Source organism: Herbaspirillum sp. 1173 (assembly GCF_031455335.1).
Taxonomy (GTDB): domain Bacteria; phylum Pseudomonadota; class Gammaproteobacteria; order Burkholderiales; family Burkholderiaceae_D; genus Herbaspirillum; species Herbaspirillum huttiense.
This window is the reverse complement of sequence record NZ_JAVDSP010000001.1, coordinates 963700-990351: the sequence shown is the minus strand read 5'-3', so window position 1 is coordinate 990351 and position 26652 is coordinate 963700. Positions and strand designations below refer to the sequence as shown.

21 protein-coding genes are annotated in these 26652 nt (G+C 63.3%); 13 read left to right on the top strand and 8 right to left on the bottom strand.

What is annotated here, in order from left to right; translation table 11 throughout:
* The first annotated feature begins 145 nt into the window (after positions 1-145).
* The 9 genes from J2X56_RS04490 (at position 146) to J2X56_RS04450 (ending at position 10713) form a co-directional block, all read left to right on the top strand.
* On the top strand, positions 146-2107 hold the full coding sequence (locus J2X56_RS04490; RefSeq protein ID WP_310158476.1) for an AMP-binding protein: 1962 nt from the start codon (positions 146-148) through the stop codon (positions 2105-2107).
* A 72-nt stretch (positions 2108-2179) separates the two neighbouring features.
* Positions 2180-3061, top strand: a complete 882-nt coding sequence (locus J2X56_RS04485; RefSeq protein ID WP_310158475.1) for an ABC transporter ATP-binding protein — start codon at positions 2180-2182, stop codon at positions 3059-3061.
* Positions 3062-3118: 57 nt separating this feature from the next.
* Positions 3119-4033, top strand: coding sequence for a branched-chain amino acid ABC transporter permease (locus J2X56_RS04480; protein ID WP_013234543.1), 915 nt, complete (start codon positions 3119-3121; stop codon positions 4031-4033).
* 66 nt (positions 4034-4099) lie between these two features.
* Positions 4100-5176 (top strand): branched-chain amino acid ABC transporter permease, encoded by a 1077-nt coding sequence (locus J2X56_RS04475; protein ID WP_039787190.1) that lies wholly within the window; start codon positions 4100-4102, stop codon positions 5174-5176.
* Positions 5177-5265: 89 nt separating this feature from the next.
* The gene (locus J2X56_RS04470; protein WP_310158473.1) at positions 5266-6597 is read left to right on the top strand and encodes an ABC transporter substrate-binding protein; all 1332 of its coding nucleotides are present in this window, start codon (positions 5266-5268) and stop codon (positions 6595-6597) included.
* A gap of 67 nt (positions 6598-6664) precedes the next feature.
* Positions 6665-7522 (top strand): ABC transporter ATP-binding protein, encoded by an 858-nt coding sequence (locus J2X56_RS04465; protein WP_187697641.1) that lies wholly within the window; start codon positions 6665-6667, stop codon positions 7520-7522.
* 12 nt (positions 7523-7534) lie between these two features.
* Positions 7535-8806, top strand: coding sequence for an AMP-binding protein (locus tag J2X56_RS04460; protein WP_310158470.1), 1272 nt, complete (start codon positions 7535-7537; stop codon positions 8804-8806).
* A gap of 137 nt (positions 8807-8943) precedes the next feature.
* Positions 8944-10209 (top strand): alanine transaminase, encoded by a 1266-nt coding sequence (alaC, locus tag J2X56_RS04455; protein ID WP_034331604.1) that lies wholly within the window; start codon positions 8944-8946, stop codon positions 10207-10209.
* 90 nt (positions 10210-10299) lie between these two features.
* Positions 10300-10713, top strand: coding sequence for a YXWGXW repeat-containing protein (locus tag J2X56_RS04450; RefSeq protein WP_371925459.1), 414 nt, complete (start codon positions 10300-10302; stop codon positions 10711-10713).
* A 103-nt stretch (positions 10714-10816) separates the two neighbouring features.
* Here the strand turns inward: J2X56_RS04450 and J2X56_RS04445 are convergent, their stop codons facing one another.
* The 5 genes from J2X56_RS04445 to J2X56_RS04425 form a co-directional block, all read right to left on the bottom strand.
* A complete protein-coding gene (locus J2X56_RS04445; protein ID WP_166675069.1) occupies positions 10817-10972 on the bottom strand; it encodes a hypothetical protein in 156 nt (51 codons plus the stop codon).
* A gap of 63 nt (positions 10973-11035) precedes the next feature.
* Entirely contained in the window at positions 11036-12166 is a 1131-nt protein-coding gene (locus J2X56_RS04440) for an alpha/beta hydrolase family esterase (RefSeq protein ID WP_409025202.1), read from the bottom strand.
* Between the two features lie 110 nt (positions 12167-12276).
* Positions 12277-12984 carry a glutathione S-transferase N-terminal domain-containing protein gene (locus tag J2X56_RS04435; RefSeq protein WP_039787184.1) on the bottom strand — a complete coding sequence of 236 codons (708 nt, stop codon included), beginning with the start codon at positions 12982-12984 and terminating at the stop codon, positions 12277-12279.
* Between the two features lie 12 nt (positions 12985-12996).
* Positions 12997-16101 (bottom strand): EAL domain-containing protein, encoded by a 3105-nt coding sequence (locus J2X56_RS04430; protein ID WP_310158467.1) that lies wholly within the window; start codon positions 16099-16101, stop codon positions 12997-12999.
* Positions 16098-16877: an ABC transporter substrate-binding protein gene (locus tag J2X56_RS04425; protein ID WP_227022718.1), complete on the bottom strand. Its 780-nt coding sequence runs from the start codon at positions 16875-16877 to the stop codon at positions 16098-16100. The genes J2X56_RS04430 and J2X56_RS04425 overlap by 4 nt, the downstream gene beginning before the upstream one ends.
* Positions 16878-17092: 215 nt before the next feature.
* Here J2X56_RS04425 and J2X56_RS04420 point away from each other — a divergent pair, with 215 nt between their 5' ends.
* Positions 17093-17341 (top strand): hypothetical protein, encoded by a 249-nt coding sequence (locus tag J2X56_RS04420; protein WP_134136491.1) that lies wholly within the window; start codon positions 17093-17095, stop codon positions 17339-17341.
* Between the two features lie 74 nt (positions 17342-17415).
* On the opposite strand, the gene J2X56_RS04415 is transcribed toward J2X56_RS04420, so the two are convergent.
* On the bottom strand, positions 17416-18201 hold the full coding sequence (locus J2X56_RS04415) for an SDR family oxidoreductase (protein ID WP_134136489.1): 786 nt from the start codon (positions 18199-18201) through the stop codon (positions 17416-17418).
* 142 nt (positions 18202-18343) lie between these two features.
* Between J2X56_RS04415 and J2X56_RS04410 the strand changes: the two genes are divergently transcribed.
* Positions 18344-19267: a LysR family transcriptional regulator gene (locus tag J2X56_RS04410; protein ID WP_034331597.1), complete on the top strand. Its 924-nt coding sequence runs from the start codon at positions 18344-18346 to the stop codon at positions 19265-19267.
* 9 nt (positions 19268-19276) lie between these two features.
* On the opposite strand, the gene J2X56_RS04405 is transcribed toward J2X56_RS04410, so the two are convergent.
* Together J2X56_RS04405 and J2X56_RS04400 are read right to left on the bottom strand one after the other, a co-directional pair.
* Complete coding sequence (locus J2X56_RS04405; RefSeq protein ID WP_310158461.1) at positions 19277-20167, bottom strand: PhzF family phenazine biosynthesis protein; 891 nt, start codon at positions 20165-20167, stop codon at positions 19277-19279.
* Positions 20168-20259: 92 nt separating this feature from the next.
* Positions 20260-21180 (bottom strand): sensor domain-containing diguanylate cyclase, encoded by a 921-nt coding sequence (locus J2X56_RS04400; RefSeq protein ID WP_121045702.1) that lies wholly within the window; start codon positions 21178-21180, stop codon positions 20260-20262.
* A 564-nt stretch (positions 21181-21744) separates the two neighbouring features.
* Between J2X56_RS04400 and J2X56_RS04395 the strand changes: the two genes are divergently transcribed.
* Positions 21745-25335 carry an indolepyruvate ferredoxin oxidoreductase family protein gene (locus J2X56_RS04395; protein ID WP_409025211.1) on the top strand — a complete coding sequence of 1197 codons (3591 nt, stop codon included), beginning with the start codon at positions 21745-21747 and terminating at the stop codon, positions 25333-25335.
* 147 nt (positions 25336-25482) lie between these two features.
* Positions 25483-26643 carry an acyl-CoA dehydrogenase family protein gene (locus J2X56_RS04390; protein ID WP_121045654.1) on the top strand — a complete coding sequence of 387 codons (1161 nt, stop codon included), beginning with the start codon at positions 25483-25485 and terminating at the stop codon, positions 26641-26643.
* Positions 26644-26652 lie beyond the last annotated feature (9 nt).

The window sequence follows — 26652 nt, the reverse complement described above, 5'->3', positions numbered from 1 at the left end:
GGACAGCTGGCATGCCCGACACAATGACTGCCGCAGTAAGAGCAGCGTAAGCCTGGCGGCACAGACTGATCCGACACCGGGTTCGTATCCTCATGCAATTCCATGAAGGAAACGGATCTTTCGAACCTGCACAAGAAGGTGGGAAATGGTGGAGACGAGACAAGACAAGGAAGCCGCGACCTTTCCGCGGCTGCTGCTGGCGCATGCCCAACGACGGCCCGAACGGGCGGCCTTCCGCGAGAAGGACCTGGGCATCTGGCAGACCACGACCTGGCGCCAGGTGGCCGACGAGGTACGCAGCTTCGCCTGCGGCCTGGCGGCGCTGGGATTCAAGCGCGGCATGAGCCTGGCCATCATCGGCAACAACTGCCCGCGCCTGTACTGGGCCATGAGCGCGGCCCAGGCGCTGGGTGGCATGCCGGTGCCGCTGTACCAGGATGCGCCTGCGGCCGACATGGCCTACGTGCTGGCCGACGCCAACGTCGACTTCGTCATGGCCGAAGACCAGGAGCAGGTCGACAAGGTCTTCGAGATCAAGGAAAACCTGCCCCGCATCGCCCACGTCATCTATGACGACGAACGCGGCATGCGCAACTACCACCAGCCCGAGCTGCTGTCCTTTGCCCGCGTGCAGGAACTGGGCCGCGCTTACGAACGTGCGCATCCGGGTTACTTCGAGCAGGAGGTGGCGGCGGGTTCGCCCGATGACGTGGCCATCATCCTCTACACTTCCGGCACCACCGGCAAGCCCAAGGGCGTGTGCCACTCGCACCGCGCGATGATCACCACCGCCACCACGCTGGTGGAGTTCGATCATCTGGATGAGAGCGACGACATCCTCTGCTACCTGCCGCTGGCCTGGGTCGGTGACTTCCTGTACTCCTTCGCCCAGCAGCACGTGGCCGGTTTCTGTCTCAATTGCCCGGAGTCGCCCAATACGGTGATGACGGACCTGCGCGAGATCGGCCCGACGTATTATTTTGCGCCTCCGCGCGTGTACGAAAACATCCTCACGCAAGTGATGATCCGCATTGAGGACGCCGGCTGGATCAAGCGCAAGATGTTCCATGGTTTCATGAAGGTGGCGCGCCGGGTCGGCATGCGCATCCTCGATGGCAAGCCGGGCGTGTCGCTGGTGGATCGCCTGCAATACGCCATCGGCGACCTGCTGGTGTATGGACCGCTCAAGAACGTGCTCGGCATGTCGCGCCTGCGCGTGGCCTATACCGGCGGCGAGGCCATCGGGCCGGACCTGTTCGACTTCTATCGTTCGCTGGGCATCAACCTCAAGCAGCTCTATGGCATGACCGAGACCTGCGTGACGGTGTGCATGCAACCCTCGGGCGACGTCAAGCTCGATAGCGTGGGCCGCCCCATGAAGGGCGTGGAAGTGCGCATCGATGCCAATGGCGAGGTACTGGTGCGCTCTCCGGGCCTGATGAAGGAATATTTCAAGCGGCCCGATGCCACCGCCGAAGCCATCGACCGGGACGGCTACTTCCACACGGGAGATGCAGGTTTCTTCGACAGCGACGGCCACCTGAAAATCATCGACCGCGCCAAGGATGTCGGCAAGATGGCCTGCGGCAGCATGTTCGCGCCCAAGTACATCGAGAACAAGCTGAAGTTCTTCCCCTTCATCAAGGAAGCGGTGACCTTCGGCAATGGCCGCGAACAATGCATGGCCTTCATCAACATCGACATGGATGCCGTGGGCAACTGGGCCGAGCGCCGCAATCTTCCCTACAGCGGCTATACCGACCTGGCCGCCAATCCGGCGGTCTACGACCTGGTGCGTGAATGCGTGGAAAAGGTCAATGCTGACCTGGTGGCCGATCCGCTGTTGGCCGATTCGCAGATCCATCGCTTCCTGATCCTGCACAAGGAACTCGATCCCGATGACGAGGAGCTGACCCGCACCCGCAAGGTCCGGCGCGGCTTCATCGCGGACAAGTATGCGGTCCTGATCGAGGCGCTCTATGCGGGCCATGCGTCGCAGTACATCGAGACCCAGGTCAAGTTCGAGGATGGCCGCCAGGGCATGATCTCGGCCGACCTCAGGATTGCCGACGCCAAGACCTTCAAGACGCTGCAAAGCGCCGCCTGAGCAGCACGCAGTCCCGTCCCGGCGGCCTCGATGCCTCCGGCTTGCAGCGTAGCCCGACCAGACCACTGCTGAATGAATCCGACCATGAAACGACACCTGTCTTCCGAAATCCTGCCCGCGGGACTGCCGCCCGTGACCAGCCCCGATGACGAAGCCCCGTCGGTGGCCGCCAATGGCCGCCGCATCGGCGAGGTCATCCTCGACCTGCAGAACATTTCGCTGTCCTTCGGCGGGGTGAAGGCGCTCACCGATATTTCCTTCGATGTGCGCGAGCATGAGATCCGCGCCATCATCGGACCCAACGGCGCCGGCAAGAGCTCGATGATCAACGTCATCAACGGCGTCTACCATCCGCAGAAGGGCAGCATCCTCTATCGCGGCCAGCCGCGCCTGGGCATGCATCCCAGCAGCATCGCGCGCCAGGGCATTGCTCGTACCTTCCAGAACATCGCGCTCTTCAAAGGCATGACCGTGCTGGACAACATCATGACCGGCCGCAACACCAAGATGCGCTCGGGCCTGTTTTCCAATGCGCTGTGGTGGGGCGCGGCCCGCAACGAAGAAATCGAGCATCGGCGGAAAGTCGAAGAAGTGATCGATTTCCTTGAAATTCAGCACATCCGCAAAACCCCGGTGGGACGCCTGCCGTACGGCCTGCAAAAGCGCGTGGAACTGGCGCGCGCCCTGGCGGCCGAGCCGCACATGCTGCTGCTGGACGAACCCATGGCCGGCATGAATGTGGAAGAAAAACAGGATATGTGCCGCTTCATCCTCGACGTCAACGACCAGTTCGGCACCACCATCGTGCTGATCGAACACGACATGGGTGTGGTCATGGATATCTCCGACCGCGTCGTGGTGCTGGACTACGGCAAGAAGATCGGCGACGGCACGCCCGATGAGGTGATGAGCAATCCGGAAGTCATCAAGGCCTATCTCGGCACTTCCCACTGAATGTGAAAACAATATAAACAATAAAAACAATATGGACATGGCAGGCAAGGAGACGACATGCAATTCTTCCTCGAAGTCACCCTGAGCGGTTTGCTCTCGGGGTTGATGTATTCCCTGGTGGCGCTGGGTTTCGTACTGATCTACAAGGCCTCCGGCGTCTTCAATTTCGCCCAGGGCGCGATGGTGTATTTCGCCGCGCTGGCGGTGGTGGGCCTGATGGAGAAGGGCATGCCGATGTGGGCGGCCATCATCGGCGCCTTCGTGGTGATGATCCTGGTGGGCCTGGCCACCGAGCGCTTCGTCTTGCGCAAGCTGGTCAACCAGCCGCCGATCACGCTCTTCATGGCCACCATCGGCCTGACCTTCTTCCTCGAAGGTCTGGGCCCCTTGCTGTTCGGCAGCGAAGTGCGGCCCATCGACCTGGGCATCGTCGATGAACCGATCCAGTCGGTGATGGACAGCATCGGCATCGGCATTTCCAAGTTCGACCTCTTCGCCTCCGGCATGGTGGTGGCGCTGGTGGCGGCACTGGCGCTGTTCTTCCAGAAGACCAAGGTCGGCCGCGCCCTGCGTGCGGTGGCCGACGATCACCAGGCGGCGCTGTCGCTGGGCATCCCGCTGCAGCACATCTGGGCCGTGGTGTGGGGCGTGGCCGGTTTCGTGGCGCTGATTGCGGGCCTGCTGTGGGGTTCGCGCAATGGCGTGCAGTTCGCGCTGACCATGACGGCCCTGAAGGCACTGCCGGTGCTGATCCTCGGCGGCTTCACCTCGATTCCCGGGGCGATCGTGGGCGGGCTCATCATCGGCGCTTCCGAGAAACTGGCCGAGATCTATATCCCGCCGGTCATGCAGGATGCCTTCGGCGGCAACTTCGGTGGCATCGAAGGCTGGTTCCCTTACGTGTTCGCGCTGCTGTTCCTGCTGGTGCGGCCGGAAGGGTTGTTTGGCGAGCGCCATATCGACCGAGTATGACAATGTGCTCATTCCAATGTTGGCGATATGTCGCCACAGGTGCCATGCAGGAACAAGGAGAACGCAATGCTGTACCGTGAAGCAGGACAATTCAAGACAAGCTACATCGCCGACAGCCAGATCTTCCCGATCCGCCAGGATCGCATCATCTTCACGCTCTTCATGGTGTTCGCCTTCGTGGGCGTGCCGCTGCTGGGCAGTGAATACTGGTTCTCGGCCATCCTGGTGCCGTTCCTGGTGTTTGCGCTGGCCGCACTGGGCCTGAACGTGCTGACCGGTTACGCCGGCCAGCTCTCGCTGGGGTCGGCGGCCTTCATGGCCGTGGGCGCCTATGCGGCCTACAACTTCCAGTTGCGGGTGGAGGGCATTCCCATCGTCGCCACGCTGCTGCTCTCGGGGGCCTGTGCGGCCATGGTGGGCGTGCTCTTCGGGCTGCCCTCGCTGCGCATCAAGGGCTTCTACCTGGCCGTGGCCACGCTGGCGGCGCAATTCTTCGTGGTGTGGGCGCTGACCAAGTTTCCCTGGTTCTCCAACAATTCTTCATCCGGCGTGATCAGCACGCCCAAGATCGATTTCTTCGGCATCGCCATCGATACTCCGGTGCGCAAATACCTCTTCGTGCTGGCCGTGGTGAGTGTGCTGGCGCTGGTGGCCAAGAACCTGGTGCGCTCCTCCACGGGACGCGCCTGGATGGCCGTGCGCGACATGGACGTAGCGGCCGAAGTGATCGGCATCCCGCTCATGCGCACCAAGCTGACCGCCTTTGCCGTGAGCTCCTTCTATTGCGGCGTGGCCGGTGCCCTGTATGCCTTCTGCTACCTGGGCTCGGTGGAGCCGGACGGTTTCTCGCTGGACCTGTCTTTCCGCATCCTCTTCATGATCATCATCGGCGGCGTGGGCAGCATCCTCGGTTCCTTCCTGGGCTCGGCCTTCATCCTGCTGCTGCCGATCTTCCTGGACAACGCATTGCCGCCGCTGGCGTCTCTGTTGCACCTGCCGTTCACCAACGCGACGGTCTCGCATATCCAGATGATGGTCTTCGGTGCCCTGATCATCTTCTTCCTGATCGCCGAGCCGCACGGGCTGGCGCGGCTGTGGCAGATCGCCAAGGAAAAACTGCGCTTGTGGCCGTTCCCGCACTGAGCGCCGCAAGGACCGGATTGAGGTAGGCGGAGACCGGAACACCGGTCTCCGATCAAAGTCGGCAACGACAACAACAAGGAGACGAGACCATGAAAACCATGAAGCATCTGCGGCAGTGGCTGCTGGCCACCGCCTGCGCCGCCAGCCTGCTGGCTCCGGCGGCGCCGGCCCTGGCGCAGGCCAGCGACCAGTTCATCGCCATCCCCAGCTACCGGGTCGGGCCGTATGGCACCAATGGCCAGTCGTATTACGGCGGCTATGTCGATTACCTCAACTACATCAACCTCAAGGAAGGCGGCGTCAACGGCGTCAAACTATCTTGGGAAGAGTGCGAGACCGAGTACAACAACGCCAAGGGCGTGGAGTGCTACGAGCGCATGAAGAACAAGAACCAGGTCACGCACGGCACCGCCATCAACCCCATGGCCACCGGCATCTCCTATGCGCTCATCGACAAGACCGCCGAGGACAAGGTACCCCTGGTGATGATCGGCTACGGCCGTACCGATGCGGTGGATGGCTCGGTGTTCCCGTATGCCTTCCCGCTGGTGACCACCTACCAGATGCAGGTCTCGGCCATCGTGAAATACCTGGCCGGCAAGAACAATGGTTCGCTGGCGGGCAAGAAGATCGTGTTCCTGTATCACGACTCGGCCTATGGCAAGGAACCCATCGTGGCGCTGCAGGCGGAGTCCTCCATCGGCAAGTTCAAGTTGGTGGAAATCCCGGTGGCCCACCCCGGCAACGAGCAGGGCGCACAGTGGCTGCGCATCCGCCAGGAGAACCCGGACTACGTGATCTTCTGGGGCTGGGGCGTGATGAACCAGACCGCACTGAAGGCCGCGCAGAAGGTCGGCTATCCGCGTGACAAGATCGTCGGTTCCTGGTGGGCCGGTTCGGAAGAAGACACCATCCCCGCCGGTGACGCCGCCAAGGGCTACCTGTCGGCCACCTGGAACGTGGCCGGCAAGGATGTCCCCGTGATTGCCGACATCGACAAGGTGGTCTATGGCGCGGGCAAGGGCAACATGCAGGACAAGAACAAGCTCGGCTCCATCCTCTACAACCGGGGCGTCTCGGCGGCCATTGCCACCGTGGAAGCGGTGCGTACGGCCCAGGACAAATACGGCAAGGGCAAGGTCATGAGCGGCGAGCAGGTGCGCTGGGGCTTCGAAAACCTCAACATCACCGATGCCCGTCTGAAGGCCCTGGGGGCGACCGGCCTGCTGCCTGAAATCAAGACCTCGTGCGACAACCATGAGGGCTCGGGCAAGGTCAAGATCCAGCAATGGGATGGCACGAAGTGGGTGCTGGTGTCGGACTGGATCGAGGGCAACAAGAACCTGATCCACCCGCTCTTCAAGGCCTCGGCCGCGAAATACGCAAAAGAAAAAGGCATCACTCCTGCCTGCATGAAGTAGGCGCTTGCGCCGGCGGCTCTGCACGTCTCCCACGGCCGCCGGTGCTTTTTTGGGAATGCGAACGACCATGAATGCCACACCGATCCAGACCAGTGCCGCGCCTTCCGCCGCTACGGCAGCGGTGGCCAAGGCGCTGGCCATCAACAACATCGAAGTGATCTATGACCACGTGATCCTGGTCCTGAAGGGCGTCTCGCTGGACGTGCCGGAAGGCAAGATCGTGGCGCTGCTCGGGGCCAACGGCGCCGGCAAGAGCACCACCCTGAAGGCCATCTCCAACCTGCTGCACGCCGAGCGTGGCGACGTCACCAAGGGCAGCATCGAGTTCCGGGGCGAGCGCGTGGACCGCATGACGCCCAATGACCTGGTCAAGCGCGGGGTGATCCAGGTGATGGAAGGACGGCATTGCTTCGGTCACCTGACGGTGGAAGAGAACCTGCTGACCGGTGCCTACACGCGTGGCATCAGCAACGCCGAAGTGAAGCACGAACTGGAAAAGATTTACGATTATTTCCCGCGCCTGAAGGTGCGCCGCAAATCGCAGTCCGGCTATACCTCGGGCGGCGAGCAGCAGATGACGGCCATTGGCCGCGCCATGATGGCCAAGCCTTCCATGATCCTGCTGGATGAACCCTCGATGGGGCTGGCGCCGCAGATCGTCGAAGAGATCTTCGAGATCGTCAAGGATTTGAACAGCAAGGAGAAAGTCTCCTTCCTGCTGGCCGAGCAGAACACCATGGTGGCACTGCGCTATGCCGACTTCGGCTACATCCTCGAAAACGGCCGTGTGGTGATGGAAGGTGCGGCCAGTGAACTGGCCGATAACGAAGATGTGAAGGAATTTTATCTGGGCGTCTCCGGTGGCGGCCGCAAGAATTTCCGCGACATGAAGTTCTATCGCCGCCGCAAGCGCTGGCTGGCGTAAGGGGAGGGCATCATGTCCGATCCGACACAGGTACTGGCCGAACTGGATGCGCTGGAGCGGCGCGATCCGCAGCAGCGCGAGCAAGCACTCATGCGCGCCTTGCCGCAACTGGTGGCGCGCGCGCAAAGTGCGCCGGGCTGGGCGCGCATCCTCGCTGGCGTGGACGCGGCGGCGATCACCTCGCGCGCGGCGCTGGCGCAACTGCCGGTGACGCGCAAGTCCGACCTCAAGGAACTGCAGACCCGCGAGAGCCCCTTCGGCGGTCTGAACACGACCCCGGCGCGGCAGTTGCGGCGGCTCTTCGTGTCGCCCGGCCCGATCTTCGATCCCGAGGGGCAGGGGGCGGACTGGTGGCGTTTTGCCAGTCCCATGAAGGCGCTGGGATTGCAGGGCGGGCACATCCTGCAGAACTGCTTCGCCTATCACTTCACGCCGGCGGCCTTCATGGTCGAGGGCGCGGCGGCGCGGCTGGGCTGTGCGGTGATCCCGGCGGGCATCGGACAGACCGAATTGCAGGTCAATGCGATGGCGGCGCTAAAGCCCGATGCCTATGTCGGCACGCCCTCGTTCCTGAAGATCATCATCGAGAAGGCGCGCGAGATGGGCGCCGATATCAGCAGCGTGCAGCGCGCCCTGGTCAGCGCCGAAGCGCTGCCGCCTTCGCTGCGCAGCTGGTTCCATGAACACGGCGTGCCGCAGGTGCTGCAGCTGTATGCATCGGCCGACATCGGCAACATCGCCTACGAGACCATGAGCGAGGGCGCGGTGCATCCCGGCATGGTGCTGGATGAATCGCTGATCCTGGAAATCGTGCGGCCCGGCACCGGCGATCCGGTGGCCGAAGGCGAGGTCGGCGAGGTGGTGGTGACGTCCTTCAATCCCGACTATCCGCTCATCCGCTTCGGGACCGGGGATCTGTCGGCGGTGGTGCAGGGCATTTCTCCCTGCGGGCGCACCAATACCCGCATCAAGGGCTGGATGGGGCGCGCCGACCAGACCACCAAGGTGCGCGGCATGTTCGTCCATCCCTCGCAGGTGGCGGACGTACTGCGCCGCCATGGCGATGTCTTGCGGGCGCGGCTGGTGGTGTCGGGCGAGATGGCCAATGACATCATGACCCTGCATTGCGAAGTGGGTGACCCGGAAGATCCGGCCATTGATGTCAGCGCGCTGGCCGGTAGCCTGCGCGAGGTGACCAAGCTGCGAGGGGATGTGTTGCTGGTGGCGCCGGGGACTTTGCCCAACGATGGCAAGGTCATTGAGGACGCCCGCAAATACGAATAGGTGAAGGAGCTTGCAGGGGATCTAACATGCCGGGCGATTTGTGCTTGTGCAGGTGAAGCTTCGCGCATAAAATCGGCAACGGAACATTGGTTCCAACGTCGCTCGGACGGTTCCGGGCGCTTACGTGAAAGACACCCATGACGCAATCCGCCGATTCGCGCGATCCCTCGCGCACGCCTGCAGTATCCTCTTCTCCTGCCACTTCCCCAGACGCCTTCCCGGTCAGCTTCCCGCGCATCGAACGCCTGCCACCCTACGTCTTCAACATCACCGCCGAACTCAAGATGGCCGCGCGCCGCCGGGGCGAGGACATCATCGACATGTCGATGGGCAATCCCGATGGCCCCACGCCGCCGCACATCGTCGAGAAACTGGTGGAAGTGGCGCAGCGGCCCGATACCCACGGTTATTCCTCCTCCAAGGGCATCCCGCGTCTGCGCCGGGCGATTGCGCACTGGTATCGCAGCCGCTACGAAGTCGACTTCGATCCCGACAGCGAAGCCATCGTCACCATCGGTTCCAAGGAAGGCCTGGCGCACCTGATGCTGGCCACCCTCGACAAGGGCGATACCGTGCTGGTGCCCAATCCCAGCTACCCCATCCACATCTATGGTGCGGTGATTGCCGGTGCCAACATTCGCTCGGTGCGCATGAGCCCGGGCGTGGATTTCTTCGATGAACTCGAACGCGCGGTGCGGGAGAGCTATCCCAAGCCCAAGATGATGATCCTGGGCTTTCCCTCCAATCCGACCGCGCAATGCGTGGAACTGGAATTCTTCGAGCGGGTGGTCAAGCTGGCGCGCGAACACCAGATCCTGGTGGTGCATGACCTGGCCTATGCCGACATCACCTTCGATGGCTGGAAAGCGCCGTCCATCATGCAGGTGCCGGGTGCGCGGGAGGTCGCGGTGGAATTCTTCACGCTCTCCAAGAGCTACAACATGGCCGGCTGGCGCATCGGCTTCATGGTCGGCAATGCGCGCCTGGTGGCGGCGCTGGCGCGCATCAAGAGCTATCACGACTATGGCAGCTTCACCCCGGTGCAGGTGGCAGCCATTGCGGCGCTGGAAGGCGACCAGTCCTGCGTGGAGGAGATCCGCGCCAATTACGAAAAACGCCGCAACGTGCTGGTCAAGGGCCTGCATGAGGCGGGCTGGATGGTCGATGTGCCCAAGGCCTCGATGTACATCTGGGCGCGCATCCCGGAACCGTATCGCCAGTTCGGGTCGCTCGAATTCTCGCGCATCCTGCTGGAACAGGCCAAGGTCTGCGTCTCGCCCGGCATCGGTTTTGGTGAATATGGCGACGAGTACGTGCGCTTTGCCCTGATCGAGAATGAATCGCGCATCCGCCAGGCCATCCGTGGCATCAAGACCATGTTCAAGAACGCCAAGGGCGGTTGACGGGCACCCGCCGGGCCGGTGTAAAGGCCGGAACTGCATCGGCCGGCCGTGTGTCATACAACCCTCTTCACCCCCTGACTGTTTTATATGATGAAAAAAATAATATTCGCCAGCCTCATCGCGCTGGGCGCGTCGGCCGCGGTGCTGCCGGTTGCCCAAGCGCAAGTCTCCGTGAACATCAACATCGGCGCACCGCCGCCGCCGCGCGCTGAACCGCTGCCACCCCCGCGCCATGGCTATGTCTGGGCGCCCGGCTTCTGGGATTGGGATGGCTACCGCCACATCTGGCGCGAAGGCCACTGGGTGCGCGAGCGTCCCGGCTATGTCTATGCGCAGCCGGTCTGGCGCCAGGGACCGCGCGGCTGGGAACTGGATCGCGGTGGCTGGCGCGGTGGTCCGCCGCCGGGACGGGGTCCGCGTCATGATGATGGCGATGACGACCACCGTGGTCCGGGACGCGGGCGCGACTGCCCGCCGGGCCATGCGCGCAAGGGTGAGTGCTGAAGCTCGCCGGTTTTGATTTGAATTGAAGTGATGAAACGAAACGGCCGCAACGTGAAGACGTTGCGGCCGTTGTCGTTGGCGGGTTGCGCTGAGGCGGACGGGATCAGATCTTTTCCATCAGCGCCGAGACCGCAAAGGAGACGATGCCCGCCGTAATGCAGATGACCGCCAGGCGGTAGTGCGGAATCAGCTTGCCGATCCACGGCAGCAGGAAATACAGGACGATGGCGATCAGGATGCTGGTCAGGAGTCTTTTCATTGTCTTGGCGGGAGGGTTGAACGCTGGGGCCTATGATAGTGCGATTTGACCTGTGATGGCGCATCAGCCGGGCGACAGCCCCTTCATGCCGGGCCGTGTCGGTGCCGGGGCAGCCGGTACGGGCGGCTTGGCCGGAGCAGCGCCCGTCGGCGTGACCGTCGTCGCAGGCGCGGCGGCGGGCAGCGGCGTTGCTCCCGGTGGCAGGTTTTCATCGACCTGCTCGTTCTGGCGGCCACCGCCGTGGGCATTGAAGAAGTTGATGACGGTGCGCGAGGTATCGAGGTTCTGCGAAGACTTGCCGCCATTGACGATGGGCACTACGCCACCCGGCCAGGCGTGGCCGCCCCCCTTGACCTCGTAAAGCACCACGGCCTGCGGGTCGCTCTTGCTGGCATAGGTGTACTGGCGGATGGTGGTGCCATCGTTGGCGGTATCGGGAATATCGGCGACGGTCGGGCGCGGGTTGGCACCATCGGCCTTGACGAAGGCTTCGATGCTGCGCGCCACCGAGATGCGCGGCAACTGCGAGACTTCCTGCTTGCCGATGCCGCCCAGGAAGGGAATGAAGGGATCATCGCTGCCATGGATGTGCAGCAGCGGCATGGGGGCTTTGACGGCCTCGGGCGGCACATCCAGCACCGCGCTGACCACCGCCACTGCCTTGAACAGTTCAGGCGCTTCGGCGGCCATGCGATAGGCCATCATGCCGCCATTGGACACGCCCACCAGGTAGATGCGCTGCGGATCGGCCAGCCCATCCTTGACCAGCTTGTCGATCAGGGCGCGCAGGAAGGCCACATCATCCACCTTGTGCATCTGCGCGTAACCGCAGCATCCGCCGGAATTCCAGGTACGGGCGTCGATGGCCAGCCCGGTGCCGTTGGGGTAAACGATCATGTAGCCCGCCGCCTCGGCAATCTCGGTCAGTCCGGTAGCGCGCGCCATCAGCGAGCCGCTGGAACCGCTGGCGTGCAGTGCGACGATCAGCGGCTGCGGTTCACCGACGGCGTTGCGTTCGGAAAAATAGGCGCGTGACAGATTGCCGACGCGGATCGTCTTCAAGGATAGATCGATCGCCTGTGCCGGCAGGCTGGCCAGCAGCGGCTGTGCGCACAGTGCGCACAGCGCTGCCAGCAAGTGGCGGCGCAAGCGGCCGGCGCGATCAGAAGGGCGAGACGGAAAGCGGTTCGTCATGGCAGACAGGATGCGGTCGCGGGAATGGACGCCATGTTAACGTGCAGGCCACGGTGGCGCAAAGCGATTTACACCCTGCGCTCCGGACCTGGCCATCAACGCAGATCCGGTCAGCCGCGCGCCGGGATGTTGAGACCGCGCACCACGGCCGGACGAGCCACGAAAGCTTCCAGCGCACGGGCCACATGGGGGAAGTCCTGGAAGCCGACCAGCTCGGCCGCTTCGTAGAAGCCGATCAGATTGCGGATCCACGGGAAGGTAGCGATATCGGCGATGGAATATGCATCGCCGGCCAGCCACTGGCTCTGGCTCAGGCGCTTGTCCATCACGCCCAGCAGGCGTTTGGATTCGTTGACGTAGCGGTCGCGCGGACGCTTGTCTTCGTATTCCTTGCCGGCAAAGCGGTGGAAGAAGCCGAGCTGGCCGAACATCGGACCGACGCCGCCCATCTGGAACATCACCCACTGGATCACCTGATAGCGCGCAGCGGGATCGGCCGGCAGGAACTGGCCGGTCTTCTCGGCCAGATAGAGCAGGATGGCGCCCGATTCGAACAGCGGCAGCGGCGCACCATTGGGACCGTTGGGGTCGATGATGGCGGGGATCTTGTTGTTCGGATTGAGCGACAGGAATTCCGGCGACAGCTGGTCATTGGTCTCGAAGCTGACCAGGTGGGCTTCGTAGGGCAGGCCGGTTTCTTCCAGCATGATCGAGACCTTCACGCCATTGGGCGTGGGCAGCGAATACAGCTGGATGCGGTCGGGATGTTGCGCCGGCCATTTTTGATTGATGGCGAAGGCGGACAAAGCGTGACTCATGAGATCGGACTCCTAGGCAACGGATATGTGGAGATCGCGGTCCTGAGCGAATTTTTCGAAGGCCTCGACCGTCACCGGCCGGCAGAAGTAGTAGCCCTGGTAGGCATGGCAGCCGGCATCGGCCAGGAAGGAGCGCTGGGCATCGGTTTCCACGCCCTCGGCGATCACCCCCAGTCCCAGGCTCTGGGCCAGGTTGACGATGGTCTTGGCTATCGAGGCGTCGTTGGGATCGATCAGGACATCGCGCACGAAAGACTGGTCGATTTTAAGCTGATTCAGCGGCAGCCGCTTGAGGTAGGACAGCGAGGAGTAACCGGTACCGAAGTCATCCAGCGAAAACTCCACGCCGTAAGCCTTCAAGGCAAACATCTTCTGGATGATGTCTTCGACGTTGTCCACCAGCAGGCTCTCGGTCAGCTCCAGTTTCAGGCGGCGCGGATTGGCACCGGTACGGTCGATGATGTCCAGTACGGTCTGCACGAAATCATGCTCGCGCAATTGCGGCGCGCTGACGTTCACGGCGATGCTGAGCTCGGCCATGCGCGGCCGCTTGGCCCAGGTGGCCAGCTGCGTGCAGGCGGTCTCCAGCACCCAGTTGCCCAGTGACAGAATCAGCCCGGTTTCTTCGGCCAGCGGAATGAAGTCGCCCGGTGGCACCATGCCGCGCTGCGGATGCTGCCAGCGCACCAGCACTTCGGCACCCGTGACGCGGCCGCCTTCGACCACCTGCGGCTGGTAATGCAGCAGCAGCTGGTTGCCCTCGATGGCCTTGCGCAGGCCGGCTTCCAGCGTGGCGCGTTCCAGCACGGCGGTCTGCATGGCGGGGTCGAAGAAGCGCAGTGCGTTGCGGCCGGTTTCCTTGGCCTTGTACATGGCCAGGTCGGCCTGCTTCATGAGCTCATCCACCGAGGCCGCACGGCCCAGGAAGACGGTGGCGCCGATGCTGGCGGTGGTGCGGTATTCCACCTCGTCGAGCTGGTAGGTTTGGCCCAGTGCCGCCAGGATTTTCTCGCCGATGGTGCGGGTCTGGGTCGCGGCTTCCTGCTGGGTGTCGTTGAGCCCCTCCAGCACCACCACGAATTCATCACCACCCACGCGCGCCACCGTATCATTTTCACGGACGTTGGCCAGCAGGCGCTGCGCCACTTGTTTCAACAGGGTGTCGCCCTTTTCGTGGCCGACCGTGTCGTTGAGCGTCTTGAAGTGATCCAGGTCGATGAACAGCAAGGCGCCGCAGGTGCGCGTGCGCAGCGACAGCGCGATGGCCTGCTTGAGGCGGTCCAGCAGCAGGGTGCGGTTGGGCAGGCGGGTGAGAGCATCGAAGAAGGCCAGTTCGCGGATGCGCTCCTCGGCCAGCTTGCGGTCACTGATGTCGTGATGCGTGCTGACGTAGTGGGTGACCTGGTTGTCCTTGTTCTTGACGGCGGAGATGGTCAGCCATTCGGGGTAGACCTCGCCGTTCTTGCGGCGGTCCCAGATTTCGCCCTGCCACTTGCCGAAGCGCCGGACACTCTCGCGCATCTCCTGGAAGAAGGCCGGGCCGTGGCGGTCCGAGCGCAGCAGGTTGGGGTGCTTGCCGACGATTTCTTCGGCGGTATAGCCGGTGATCTCCGTGAAGGCCTTGTTCACGCGCAGGATCTTGCTGTTGGCGTCGGTGATGAGCATGCCTTCGCGCGAATCGAAGGCCACCGCCGAGATGCGCAGTTCGGCTTCAATCTGCTTGCGGTCGGTGATGTCGCGCGCGCTGGTACGGAAGCCCGTGAAGCTGCCCTGGGCATCGGCAATCGGGGCCGACGACAGCGAGAGCCAGAATACCGTGCCATCCTTGCGCACGCAGCGGAATTCCACGTCTTCGCGCTTCTGGCCATCCATGCAGCGCGCCAGTTCGGCGCGGATGCGGCGCTCGTCATCCGGATGGACGATGCTGCCGATGAAGTCCGGCATGGAGAGGCATTCCTCCACGGTATAGCCGGTGTAGTCGCGCACCGCGTGATTGATCCAGCGCGGACGGCCATCCAGGCCCCACCAGACTTCCCAGTTGACGGTGCAATCGGCGATGGCGCGGAACTGCTCTTCGCTGGCGCGCAGCTCGACGGTCATCTTCTGCGCCAGGCGTACCGCGCGCTTGCGGCTGGACATCATGAGCCAGGCCAGCAGCGCCAGCGTAACGCTCATGGCGATGCCGGTGACGGCGATGAGCTGCTCGGCATTGCGCCCGAACTGGGCGGTGAAGGCATCGGTGGTGCTCATGGAGAGCGTCCAGTTGTGGTTGGCCACCACCAGGTATTCATCGGCCTGCAGGCGCGGGCGATGCAGCGGGCCGCTGGCCAGCGGCGATTGGTAGAGCAGGGCTTGCGTTTCCTGGGTCACGCCGTCATAGAGAGTGAAGGCAATGGTGCGGCTGTTTTCGCCATACAGGCTGGCGATCACGTCGCTCATCCGAAAAACGGCATGTACCCAGCCGATCAGGCTGGCGCGGCGCTCGGCAATGGTGGACTGCGGTTTGCCGCGCTCGTACAGCGGCAGGTACATCATGAAGGCCGGTGCTGCCGGCCCTTCCGTACTCAGTTCAATCTTGCCGGAGATGGTCGCCATGCCGGAGTCGCGCGCCTTTTCCATGGCGGCGCGCCGCACCGGATCGGCCCACTGGTCATTGCCGAAGGCGATGCGGTTGCGGCCTACATAGGGCTCGCGCAGGATGGTCGGGGCATAGGCAGTACGGCTGCCGCTCGGACGGATCTTGTAATCGGCCACCCCCTGGCGCGCCATGCGAAGCAGATGGGCGTCGAGCTGCGCAGCCGGTACCCATTCCTCGATGGCGATGGCCTGGATGCCGGAGAAATTGGCGTCCAGATTGAGCGCGTCAACGTAATCGCGGAACTGGTTGCGGTCGATGTTGCCGGTGGCAGAAACCAGGCCCTGCACCCCATGCAGCATCTGTTCGTAGGACGCCATGCGCTGCTCGATGCGGCTGACCGTCTCGCGCAGCACCGAGGCGAACTGCGTGTGGACTTCCTTGGCGGCGGCTTCGCGCTCGTGGTCCCATGCGGTCCAGGTGACGCCCAATCCTGTAGCCAGGATGATGACGGGGAGCAGGATCTGGCGTATCCAGTTCACGGCTTGCTCTGGAATTCGACCATGGCTGCCGCCAGTTCAGGATTGAAGTACTTGCGGAAGATGCGCAGCACCGTGCCGTCTGCCAGCATGCCGTTGACCAGGGCGCGCCACTTGTCCAGCTCGGCCGGCGCAAGCGCCTTGCGTGACATGATCAGACCGTGCGGTACGGAAGGATCCTCGAAGCTGATGATGGTGGTGGCCTCGCGAATGCGTTTCTCTTCCACGACCGGGTAATCGAAGGGCTCCATGATCATGCCCTGGATGCGGTTCTGCAGCAGCGCTTCATAAAGCGGTTCCAGGCCACCGGCCAGGGTGACGCGATTGGCAGCCGTGAGCTGGTCCACCATGCGATTGGCATTGCTGCTGTAGCGGAAGCCGCGGATGACGCCGATCTGGAAACGATCATTGCGCGCGACGTCGGCCAACTGAGTGATGCCGGCATCCTTGCGCACCAGCAGGTAGTACTTGTTGCTGAAGTACCAGGCGAAGGCGGCGAACTTGTCGCGTTCCGGATTGGTAATGCCGGACAGGCTGAAATCGAGTGCCCCCGATTCGATCAGTTGCCAGATGCGCGCACGCGACATCAGACTGACATTGACCTTGCAGCCGCTGCGGCGGATCAGCTCGTCGGCGAAATCCTTGTCGATGCCGGTATCGGTAGCGGCCGAGTAGAGCAGGCCGTGATCGTGCAGCGCCAGCGTATAGGGACGCGAGCAATCGGGACCGGCAGCGTGGGAAGGGGAACAAGCCAGCAGGGCAGTGAAAAGTGTGGCCACATTCGCACAGGCACGCACTGCGCGATTGCGAAAGAGTCGACTGAAAATACTGCCCCCTATGTAGACGCCACCCTATGGACGAAGCAATACGAGCGTGGCGCGAACTTCGCGATCTCGCGCCCGACGCACTGCCGTGTCGTCCTTCCCTGAAATCACCGCATGAGAGCGGTGCCCTGTCCTGTAGTTTTGACTCTGCCGTCCGTGGAGACGGTGGTGTGATCACCAGCTCTGCTGACATGCTGGAGACGCCAGCAGAAACGGCACTGCACCAAATGCCGAGCGATGTTACCCGAGCAGATTCCATTGCGCAACAGAATGCATCCGCCGCTGCTGCGGCAGGCTGGATGCGGCCGCGCGCCATGTGCACGGGAGTGCAGAAAGGCATGGATGAGCTGACAGGAAAGCGGGGTGTCATGCACAAAAAAACCGGAGTTTCCGCCATGGAAACACCGGTCTGTCTGTGAGGATTTCGGGAGATCGGGAGATCACGATGTCTGATGTCGGGATGACAGGGACATCGCTTGAAGCGTTGTTCCGTTCAGATGAACATGCCGCCCGAGACCTCTACGCGCTGGGCGTTGATCCAGCCATTGTTCTCGCGCAGCAGCGAAGCGATTGCCGCACCGATGTCATCCGGCACGCCGACCCGGCCCAGCGCGGTCTGGCCGGCGATGAAAGCGTTCAGTTCGGCATTGTCACGTACGCGGCCACCGCCGAAATCGGTCTCGATGGCGCCCGGTGCCACGGTGTTGACGGCGATGCCACGCGCGCCGAATTCCTTGGCCATGTAGCGCGTCATCACTTCCACGCCGCCCTTCATGGCGGCATAGGCCGCATAGCCCGGCAGGGTGAAGCGGGCCAGCCCGCTGGAAATGTTGATGATGCGGCCACCATCGGCCAGCAGCGGCAGCAGCGCCTGGGTCAGGAAGAACGGCCCCTTGAGATGCACCTTGTAGAGCGCATCGAAGTCCGCTTCGCTGGTCTCGGCGATCGGGCCATAGATGCCCATGCCGCCGTTGTTGACCAGATAGTTGAATTGGCGGACCTGCCACACCCGGTACAGTGCATCGGACACTTGTTGTGCGAAGGCCGGCACACTTGCGCTGTCGGCCAAGTCCAGTTGCAGGGCCACCGCCGGTACACCCAGGGCTTCGATTTCTGACACCGCGGCATCGGCAGCAGTACGGTTGCCGACATACGTCAGGAGAATACCCACGCCTTCGCGGGCCAGGTGCAGGGCGGCGTTCTTGCCCAGGCCGCGACTGCCGCCGGTGATCAGGGCGATGCGGGGAATAGTGTTGCTGGAAGCGGTTGCTGCGTTCATGTGAGGCTCCTGAAGTCGTTGAGGAAAGCAATGCAGGGGATGTTGCAAGACCACGGAGCCCAGTATATTGAGAAGAAATTTCAGAATAAATTTCGGTTTTACTATTAGACTTTTCAGAATTGAATAATAATCAGGCGGGCACATGAACCAGTTGGACACCCTCAAGATCTTCCAGCGCGTGGCCGAACTGGCCAGTTTCAGCGGTGCGGCGCGCCAGCTCGGCCTGCCCAATGCCAGCGTCTCGCTGGCGGTGCAGCAGCTGGAACAGATGCTGGGCACGCGCCTGCTCCAGCGCACCACGCGGCGCGTGCAGCTGACCGCCGATGGCGAAGCCTTCTACCGGCGCAGCCAGGAGTTGCTGGATGAATTCGAATCCCTGCGCGGCATGTTCCGCGCGGGCGGGCAGCCCTTGAGCGGCAAGCTGCGGGTCGACATGTCCAGTGCCATGGCGCGTGAAGTGGTGCTGCCGGCCTTGCCGACTTTTTTGGCGCAGCATCCGCAACTGGAGATCGAGCTGTCAGCCAGCGACCGTCGTGTCGATCTGGTGGCTGAAGGATTTGATTGCGTGCTGCGTACCGGCACGCTGGACGATTCCTCGCTGGTGGCGCGGCCCATCGGCCATCTGGTGCAGATCAACTGCGCCAGCGCGGCCTACCTGAAACGGCACGGCACACCGCGCACCCTGGAGGATCTGGCCCATCACCAGCTGGTGCACTACCGCCAGGTGCTGGGCGGACGTTCACCGGGATGGGAGTGGTTCGACGGCACCCAGACCCGTACGCTGCCCATGGCCGGCAGCGTCACGGTCAACAGTACGGAGACCTATTACGCCGCTTGCCAGGCCGGCCTGGGCCTGATCCAGCTGCCGCTGGTGGGCGCGCAGAAACGCAAGATGCTCGACGGCGGCAAGCTGGTGGAAGTGTTGCCGCAATATCGTCCGGCGCCCATGCCCATCAACCTGCTCTATGCCAGTCGGCGCCATGTACCGGCACGGCTGGCGGAGTTCATGGACTGGCTGCATGCGCTGATCTTTCCGCTCACGCAGGAGGGCGGCCTCACACGCTGAGCGGCCCGCTCAGGCCAGCATGGTCTGTCCGGCCGGATCGATGGTGACCGTGCCGCGTCCGATCTCGATGACGCGTCCGCCGACCTGGATTGCCCCATCCGCATTGACGGTCAGGCGCAGCCGCGAGGGTCGATCGACCGCCGCGCCCTGCTCGATGGCGTAGTGGGCGGGCAGGGTGGCACCGGTGGCAATGAGCCAGCCGCCCAGATTGGCGCAGGCCGAGCCGGTGCCCGGATCTTCGGCCACTCCGCCGCCTTGCTTGGTGAAGAAATAGCGGGCCAGCACCTGGCCTGGTGCGTCTTCATCGAAGGCGAACACATAGGCCGTCTTGCGTCCCAGACTGCTCACCGGCCAGCGCTCCAGCAGCCCGCTGTCGGGCCGGGCACGGCGCACCGCTGCGGGCGAACGCAGGGGGATCAGGAACTGGTCGGCCCCGGTATCGACCCAGACCGGATCGGCTGCCAGGTCGCTTTCCTCCAGCGCCAGCAGGGCGGCCACTTCGGCACGCGAAAGCGGCGATGGCGCGGTGCGCGGGCCGCCGGGGCAGGGGGCAGTGAAGGTCCAGACATCCCCTTGGGCATGCACCGGGACCACGCCGGCCTTGAACTCCAGGCGCAGCGCGTCACCCGTTCCCAGCAGATCACGCACCACCTGCGCCGTGCCCAGCGTGGGATGGCCCGCGAAGGGCATCTCGTAGCCGGTGGTGAAGATGCGCACCCGCGCATCGGCCACCGCCGAGGGCAGGATGAAGGTGGTTTCCGAGAGATTGAATTGCAGGGCCAGCGCCAGCATGGTGGCCTCATCCAGGCCGCGTGCATCCTCGAACACGCACAGGGGATTGCCGCCGAAGGTGGATTCGGCGAAGACGTTGAGCAGGCGGTAAGCGTAGGTGGCAGGCATGGAGGTCTCGCAGCAGGTTCATGAAACTTCCGCATCGGCAGAAGCAGGAAGGCCGATTGTAGCCACGGCCTTCACTGCGAGACAGGTACAGTTCAGTCTCCCACGCCAATACAGTCACGGCCCAACTGTTTGGCGCGATACAGGCGGCGGTCGGCCTGTTCCAGGAAGGCGATGCGCTGGTCCATCGGCGAAGGCACGATGGTGGTCACGCCCTGGCTGATGGTGACGTGGGTCGAGATCTGCGACTTGGCGTGCGGGATGGCGGCCTCGTTGATGATCGCGCGGCAGCGCTGGGCCACTTGCAGGGCGGCCTTCTCGTCGCAATCCGGCAGGATCAGCACGAATTCCTCGCCGCCATAGCGGGCAAAGAAATCGCGGCTGCGGGTCGCGCTCTGGCTCAGCAGCTGGGCTACTTGCCTGAGGCACTCGTCCCCCCGGATGTGGCCGTAATGGTCGTTGTACTGCTTGAAGTAATCGATGTCGAGCATGATCATCGACAGCGGCGCACGCGTGTTGACCGCATTGGCCCATTCCACTTCCAGCGCCGAATCGAACATGCGGCGATTGGCCACGTTGGTCAGGCCGTCGCGATAGGACAGCGCCTCCAGTTCCTTTTGCAGCTCGACCAGGCGCGCTTCGGTCTTCTTGCGTTCGGTGATGTCGAACATGAAGCCGATCAGGGCATTGGGGCTGCCATCGGGATTGCGCACCACGTGCACCACATCGCGGATCCAGATGTGCTCACCATCGCGGGTCAGGGCGCGGTAGTCGGCTTCGTGATCGGCACCGGCCTTGGATTGCGAGATGCAGAAGTTGACCACGGCCTCGCGGTCTTCCGCATGGATGCGCATGGCCCAGTCGTCGGCCGTCTTCCAGCTCTCCGGGGTCCAGCCCAGCAGCTGTTCGATCTGCGGGCCGATGTAGGTGAATTGCATGGTGCTCCAGTCGATCTTCCAGGGAATCGCCTTGGTTGATTCCAGCAGGGTTTTGTAGACGGCGCTGTCGGGTTCCATCTGTTCTTGGATCGAGTTGCTCATGATTCCTGGTCGCGAGGTGGTGGTAACGGAGTTGTTGTCGGGAAATGCTGCCACAAGGCAGCACAAAAAATTTGCCGGCAAGCATAACGCGTCTTGCTGTCAGGACGATGAAAAAATGCGCTCAAGCGTGCAACTGCCCACTCAAGTTTCTGCAGGGCAATCGCCGGAAGTCGACGCGCGCCATGTGTGCAGGGCTATCGTTTTTCCTTATACCCCTATCCTCATTCGGTATTTCCGCATGGCTGGTCGCTGCGGATAGACTTCAGTCACAGCAGTTTTCGAAACGGAGATTGTTGTGTGGACCGCTACCACGGTCGATGTGTCTGGCAGTGATGTGCCGTACCCGGTGCAGTAATGGCAGACGCTATCTGAAACAAAAATTTTGGAGACAAGCAAATGCAATTCCGTTCGGCAGCTGAGCCTGCCGCAGCGGCGACGCCAACCGTAGAAGGCGTTCGCGACTGCGCACAGGCTGTGACCCCAGTGAGCGCTCACTCGCCGGTCCTCGACCAGACACCCGGCACCCCCGCGACAGACGGCTTGCATACCGTCACCGCACACTTGACTGACCGGACAGGTAACCGTACCGGAACAGTTTCAGACACTTCCGGACTGGCACCTGTCAGTCTGGACGACAAATACACCGCCACCGAAGGCGCCATCTATCTTTCCGGCATCCAGGCGCTGGTGCGCCTGCCGATGCTGCAGCAGATCCGCGACCGTGCGGCCGGCCTCAATACGGCCGGTTTCATTTCGGGCTATCGCGGCTCGCCCCTGGGCGGACTGGATGAAGCCCTCTGGCATGCCCAGCCGCACCTGGCCGCGCACCGCGTGAAGTTCCAGCCGGGCGTGAACGAAGACATGGCTGCTACTGCCGTCTGGGGCACGCAGCAGGTCAGGCTGATCGGCCCGTCCGACTATGACGGCGTCTATGCCATGTGGTATGGCAAGGGCCCCGGCGTGGACCGCTGCGGCGATGTGCTCAAGCACATGAACCACGCCGGCACCTCCGCCCAGGGCGGCGTGCTGCTGGTGGCCGGGGACGATCATGGGGCCTATTCGTCGACCCTGCCGCACCAGTCCGACCACATCTTCTCGGCATCGATGATTCCGATGCTCTATCCCTGCAACGTGCAGGAATACCTGGACCTGGGCCTGCATGGCTGGGCCATGTCGCGCTATTCCGGTTGCGTAGTGGGCTTCAAGGCGCTGGCCGACACGGTGGAATCGAGCGCGTCGGTGGATGCCGATCCTTTCCGCGTCGACATCCGTCTGCCGACCGATTTCGTCATGCCCCCCGGCGGCCTCAATGCACGGCTGTCCACCGATACCCTGGGCGTGCAGGCGCGCAAGCAGGAAGCGCTGATGCAGGATTACAAGATCTACGCCGCGCTGGCCTACGCCCGCGCCAATCGGCTCAACCGCGTGATGATCGACAGCCCCCGTGCGCGGCTGGGCATCATCGCCTCGGGCAAGTCCTATCTCGACGTACTGGAAGCTTTATCGGAACTGGGCATTGATGAAGCCTTCGCAGCCGAGATCGGATTGCGGCTGTTCAAGGTCTCCATGCCCTGGCCGCTGGAGCCGGATGGCGTGCGCGAATTCGCGCAGGGCCTCGATGAAATCCTGGTGGTGGAAGAAAAGCGCCAGATGGTCGAATACCAGTTGAAGGAGCAACTCTACAACTGGCGCGACGATGTCCGTCCGCGCGTGATCGGCAAGTTCGACGAGAAGGGCGAATGGGTGGCTCCGCGCGGCGAATGGCTGCTGACTTCCAAGGCCGATTTCTCGGTGGCGCAGATCGCCCGCGTGATCGCCGCACGCATTGCGCGCTTCCATACCAGTGACCTGATCAAGGCGCGCCTGGCCTTCCTCGATGCCAAGGATGCGGTGCTGACCAAGGCCGTCAACACGCCGCCGCGCCCGGCTTACTATTGCTCGGGCTGTCCGCACAACACCTCCACGCGCGTGCCCGAGGGCAGCTTCGCGCTGGCCGGGATCGGCTGTCACGTCATGGCCACCGCCATCTATCCGGAATTCAACAAGCTGACCACCCACATGGGCGGCGAGGGTGCGCCCTGGATCGGGCAAGCGCCCTTCTCCAAAGTGCCGCACGTATTTGCCAACCTGGGCGATGGCACCTATTTCCATTCGGGCTATCTCGCCATTCGCGCCGCCGTGGCCGCGCGGGTCAACATGACCTACAAGATCCTGTACAACGATGCCGTGGCCATGACCGGAGGACAGCCGGTGGACGGGACAGTCTCGGTGCCGATGATCGCGCAGCAGATGGCCGCTGAAGGCGTGCAGCGCATCGCGCTGGTGTCGGAGGACATCAGCCGTTACACCGGCCGCAACGGTTTGCCGGCGGCGGTGAGCCTGCATGACCGCAAGGAGATGGATGCCGTGCAGCGCGAGCTGCGCGAGATTCCGGGGGTGAGCGTCATCATCTACGACCAGACCTGCGCCGCCGAAAAGCGCCGCCGCCGCAAGAAGGGAGAATTCCCTGACCCCAACGAACGGCTCTTCATCAATGCGGCCGTGTGCGAGGGTTGCGGCGATTGCGGCGTGCAGTCCAACTGCACTTCGATCCTGCCGCTGGAGACGGAGCTGGGCCGCAAGCGCGTCATCGACCAGTCTTCCTGCAACAAGGATTACTCCTGCGTGAAGGGCTTCTGCCCCAGCTTCGTCACCGTGACCGGCGGGCAGTTGAAGAAGTCGCGCACCGGCGTCCACAAGAAAGGCGCGACTGACGATTTCGGCGCGCTGCCCGAACCGGCCATCCCGTCTTGCGAGACGCCGTTCAACATCCTCATCAACGGCATCGGCGGTACCGGGGTCATCACCATCGGCGCACTCATGGGCATGGCCGCGCATCTGGAAGGCAAGGGCGCGTCGGTGCTCGACATGACCGGCATGTCGCAGAAGAACGGTTCCGTGACCTCGCACGTGCGCATCGCTGCACGGCGCGACACCATCCGCGCGCAGCGCATCGCCACCGGGGAAGCTGACCTGGTGCTGGGTTGCGACATGCTCACGGCGGGCGCTTTCGATGCCATTTCCAAGATGCGCCCCGGCCGCACGCGGGCGGTGGTCAACCTGCACCAGCAGCCGCCGGGCCAGTTCGCCAAAAATCCTGACTGGCAATTTCCGTTCGAGGAGGTCAAGGCGCTGATCCTGGAATCGGTCGACCAGCAGGCCGACTTCATCGATGCGACACGCCTGGCCACGGCCCTGATGGGCGACGCCATTGCCACCAATCTCTTCATGCTGGGCTATGCCTGGCAGCGCGGTGAACTGCCCTTGAGCGAAGGCGCGCTGCTGCGTGCGATTGAACTCAATGGCGTGGCGGTCGAAGCCAACCAGACCGCTTTCCGCTGGGGCCGCCGTGCCGCAGTCGATCTGCGCCGCGTGGAGCAGATCGCGGTGCCGGCCCAGCCGGTGGTGGTGCATCTGCCGCAGTCACTGGATCAACTGGTCAAGCGCCGGGTGGCCTTGCTGACCGAGTATCAGGATGCCTCCTACGCCGCCCAATTCGCCGAAGTGGTCGCGGCCGTGCGTGCCGCCGAAGCGCCGTTGGGCAGCGACAAGCTGACCCTGGCCGTCGCCCGCAGTCTCTCGCGCTTGATGGCTTACAAGGATGAATACGAGGTGGCTCGGCTCTACACCAACGGCCAGTTCCAGAAGGACCTGGCGCAGCAGTTCGAGGGCGATTTCACCCTCAGCTTCAACTTGGCACCGCCGATCTTTGCGCGCAAGGATGGACAGGGGCGATTGGTGAAGGCGCGCTATGGCAGCTGGATGATGACGGCCTTCAAGCTGCTGGCGCGCTGCAAGGGGCTGCGCGGCGGTGTCTTCGATTTCTTCGGGCGTACCGCAGAACGGCGCATGGAGCGGGCGCTCATCGTGCAATATCGCCAGATGGTGCTGGAGTTGCTGCCCGCATTGACGGCGGACAATCTGGCCGAGGCCATCGCCCTGGCGCAGTTGCCGGAACAGGTGCGCGGCTTCGGTCATGTCAAGGAGCAGGCGGTACAGGCCATGCAGGGGCGGCAGGCGGAATTGCTGGCGGCGTTTGCGCAGGCAGGCAAGAAGCCTGCCGCCCCGAGTGCAACGCCGGCCGCAGCCTGACCGGTCCTGACCGCTTCGGCATCGAGATCGGCCAATGTCGCGCCGGTGACAACTGTCCGGCGCGAATTCCATTAAGCTTGGGCGCAAAGCGGGAAGCCAAGCGCCCAACCCGCATTGCCTGGCAAGAACAACGAACAGGAGACAAGCATGGATTTTGAACTCAACGAAGACCAACTGGCCTTCCAGCAAAGCGCGCGCGATTTCGCTGCGCGCGCCATGGCCCCCTTCGCCGCCAAGTGGGACGAGGAGGCGCACTTCCCGCTGGACGTCATCGCCAAGGCCGGCGAACTGGGCTTCTGCGGCCTCTACACCCCGGAAGAGGTGGGCGGCCTGGGCCTCTCGCGCCTGGATGCCACGGTGGTCTTCGAGGAGCTGGCGCGCGCCTGTACCTCGACGGCGGCCTATCTCACCATCCACAACATGGTCAGCTGGATGGTGGCCACCTGGGGCCATGCCGAACTGAAGGAAGAATGGTGCGAGCAACTGGCCGCCGGCCAGAAGATCGGCTCCTACTGCCTCACCGAGCCGGGCTCGGGATCGGATGCTGCATCGCTCAAGACCACGGCGCGCCGGGTCGATGACTTTTACCTCATCAATGGTTCCAAGGCCTTCATCTCGGGCGCGGGCAGCACCGACCTGCTGGTGGTGATGGCGCGCACCGGCGGCCCCGGCGCGCGCGGCGTCTCGGCCATCGCGGTGCCGGGCGATACCCCCGGCATCAGCTACGGCAAGAAGGAAAGCAAAATGGGCTGGAACAGCCAGCCCACGCGCACCATCAGCTTCGACAACGTCAAGGTGCCGGTGGGCAACCTGCTGGGCGAGGAGGGCGAGGGCTTCGTCTTCGCCATGAAGGGGCTCGATGGCGGGCGCATCAACATCGCCACTTGCTCGGTCGGTGCGGCGCAGGCAGCGCTGGATGCGGCCCACGCCTACATGAAGGAACGCAAGCAGTTCGGCCGTCCGATTGCCGACTTCCAGGCGCTGCAATTCAAGCTGGCCGACATGCAGACCGAACTGGTGGCCGCGCGCCAGATGGTGCGGCTGGCGGCGGCCAAGCTGGATGCCGGCTCGCCCGAAGCCACCACCTATTGCGCCATGGCCAAGCGGCTGGCGACCGATCTGGGTTTCCGCGTCTGCAATGAGGCGCTGCAATTGCATGGCGGCTATGGCTACATCCGCGAATATCCGCTGGAACGCTATTTCCGCGACGTGCGGGTGCACCAGATTCTGGAAGGCACCAATGAAATCATGCGCGTCATCATCTCGCGCAACCTGCTCGGCCGCGACACGCTGGACGACATCCGCTGACCCCTCACA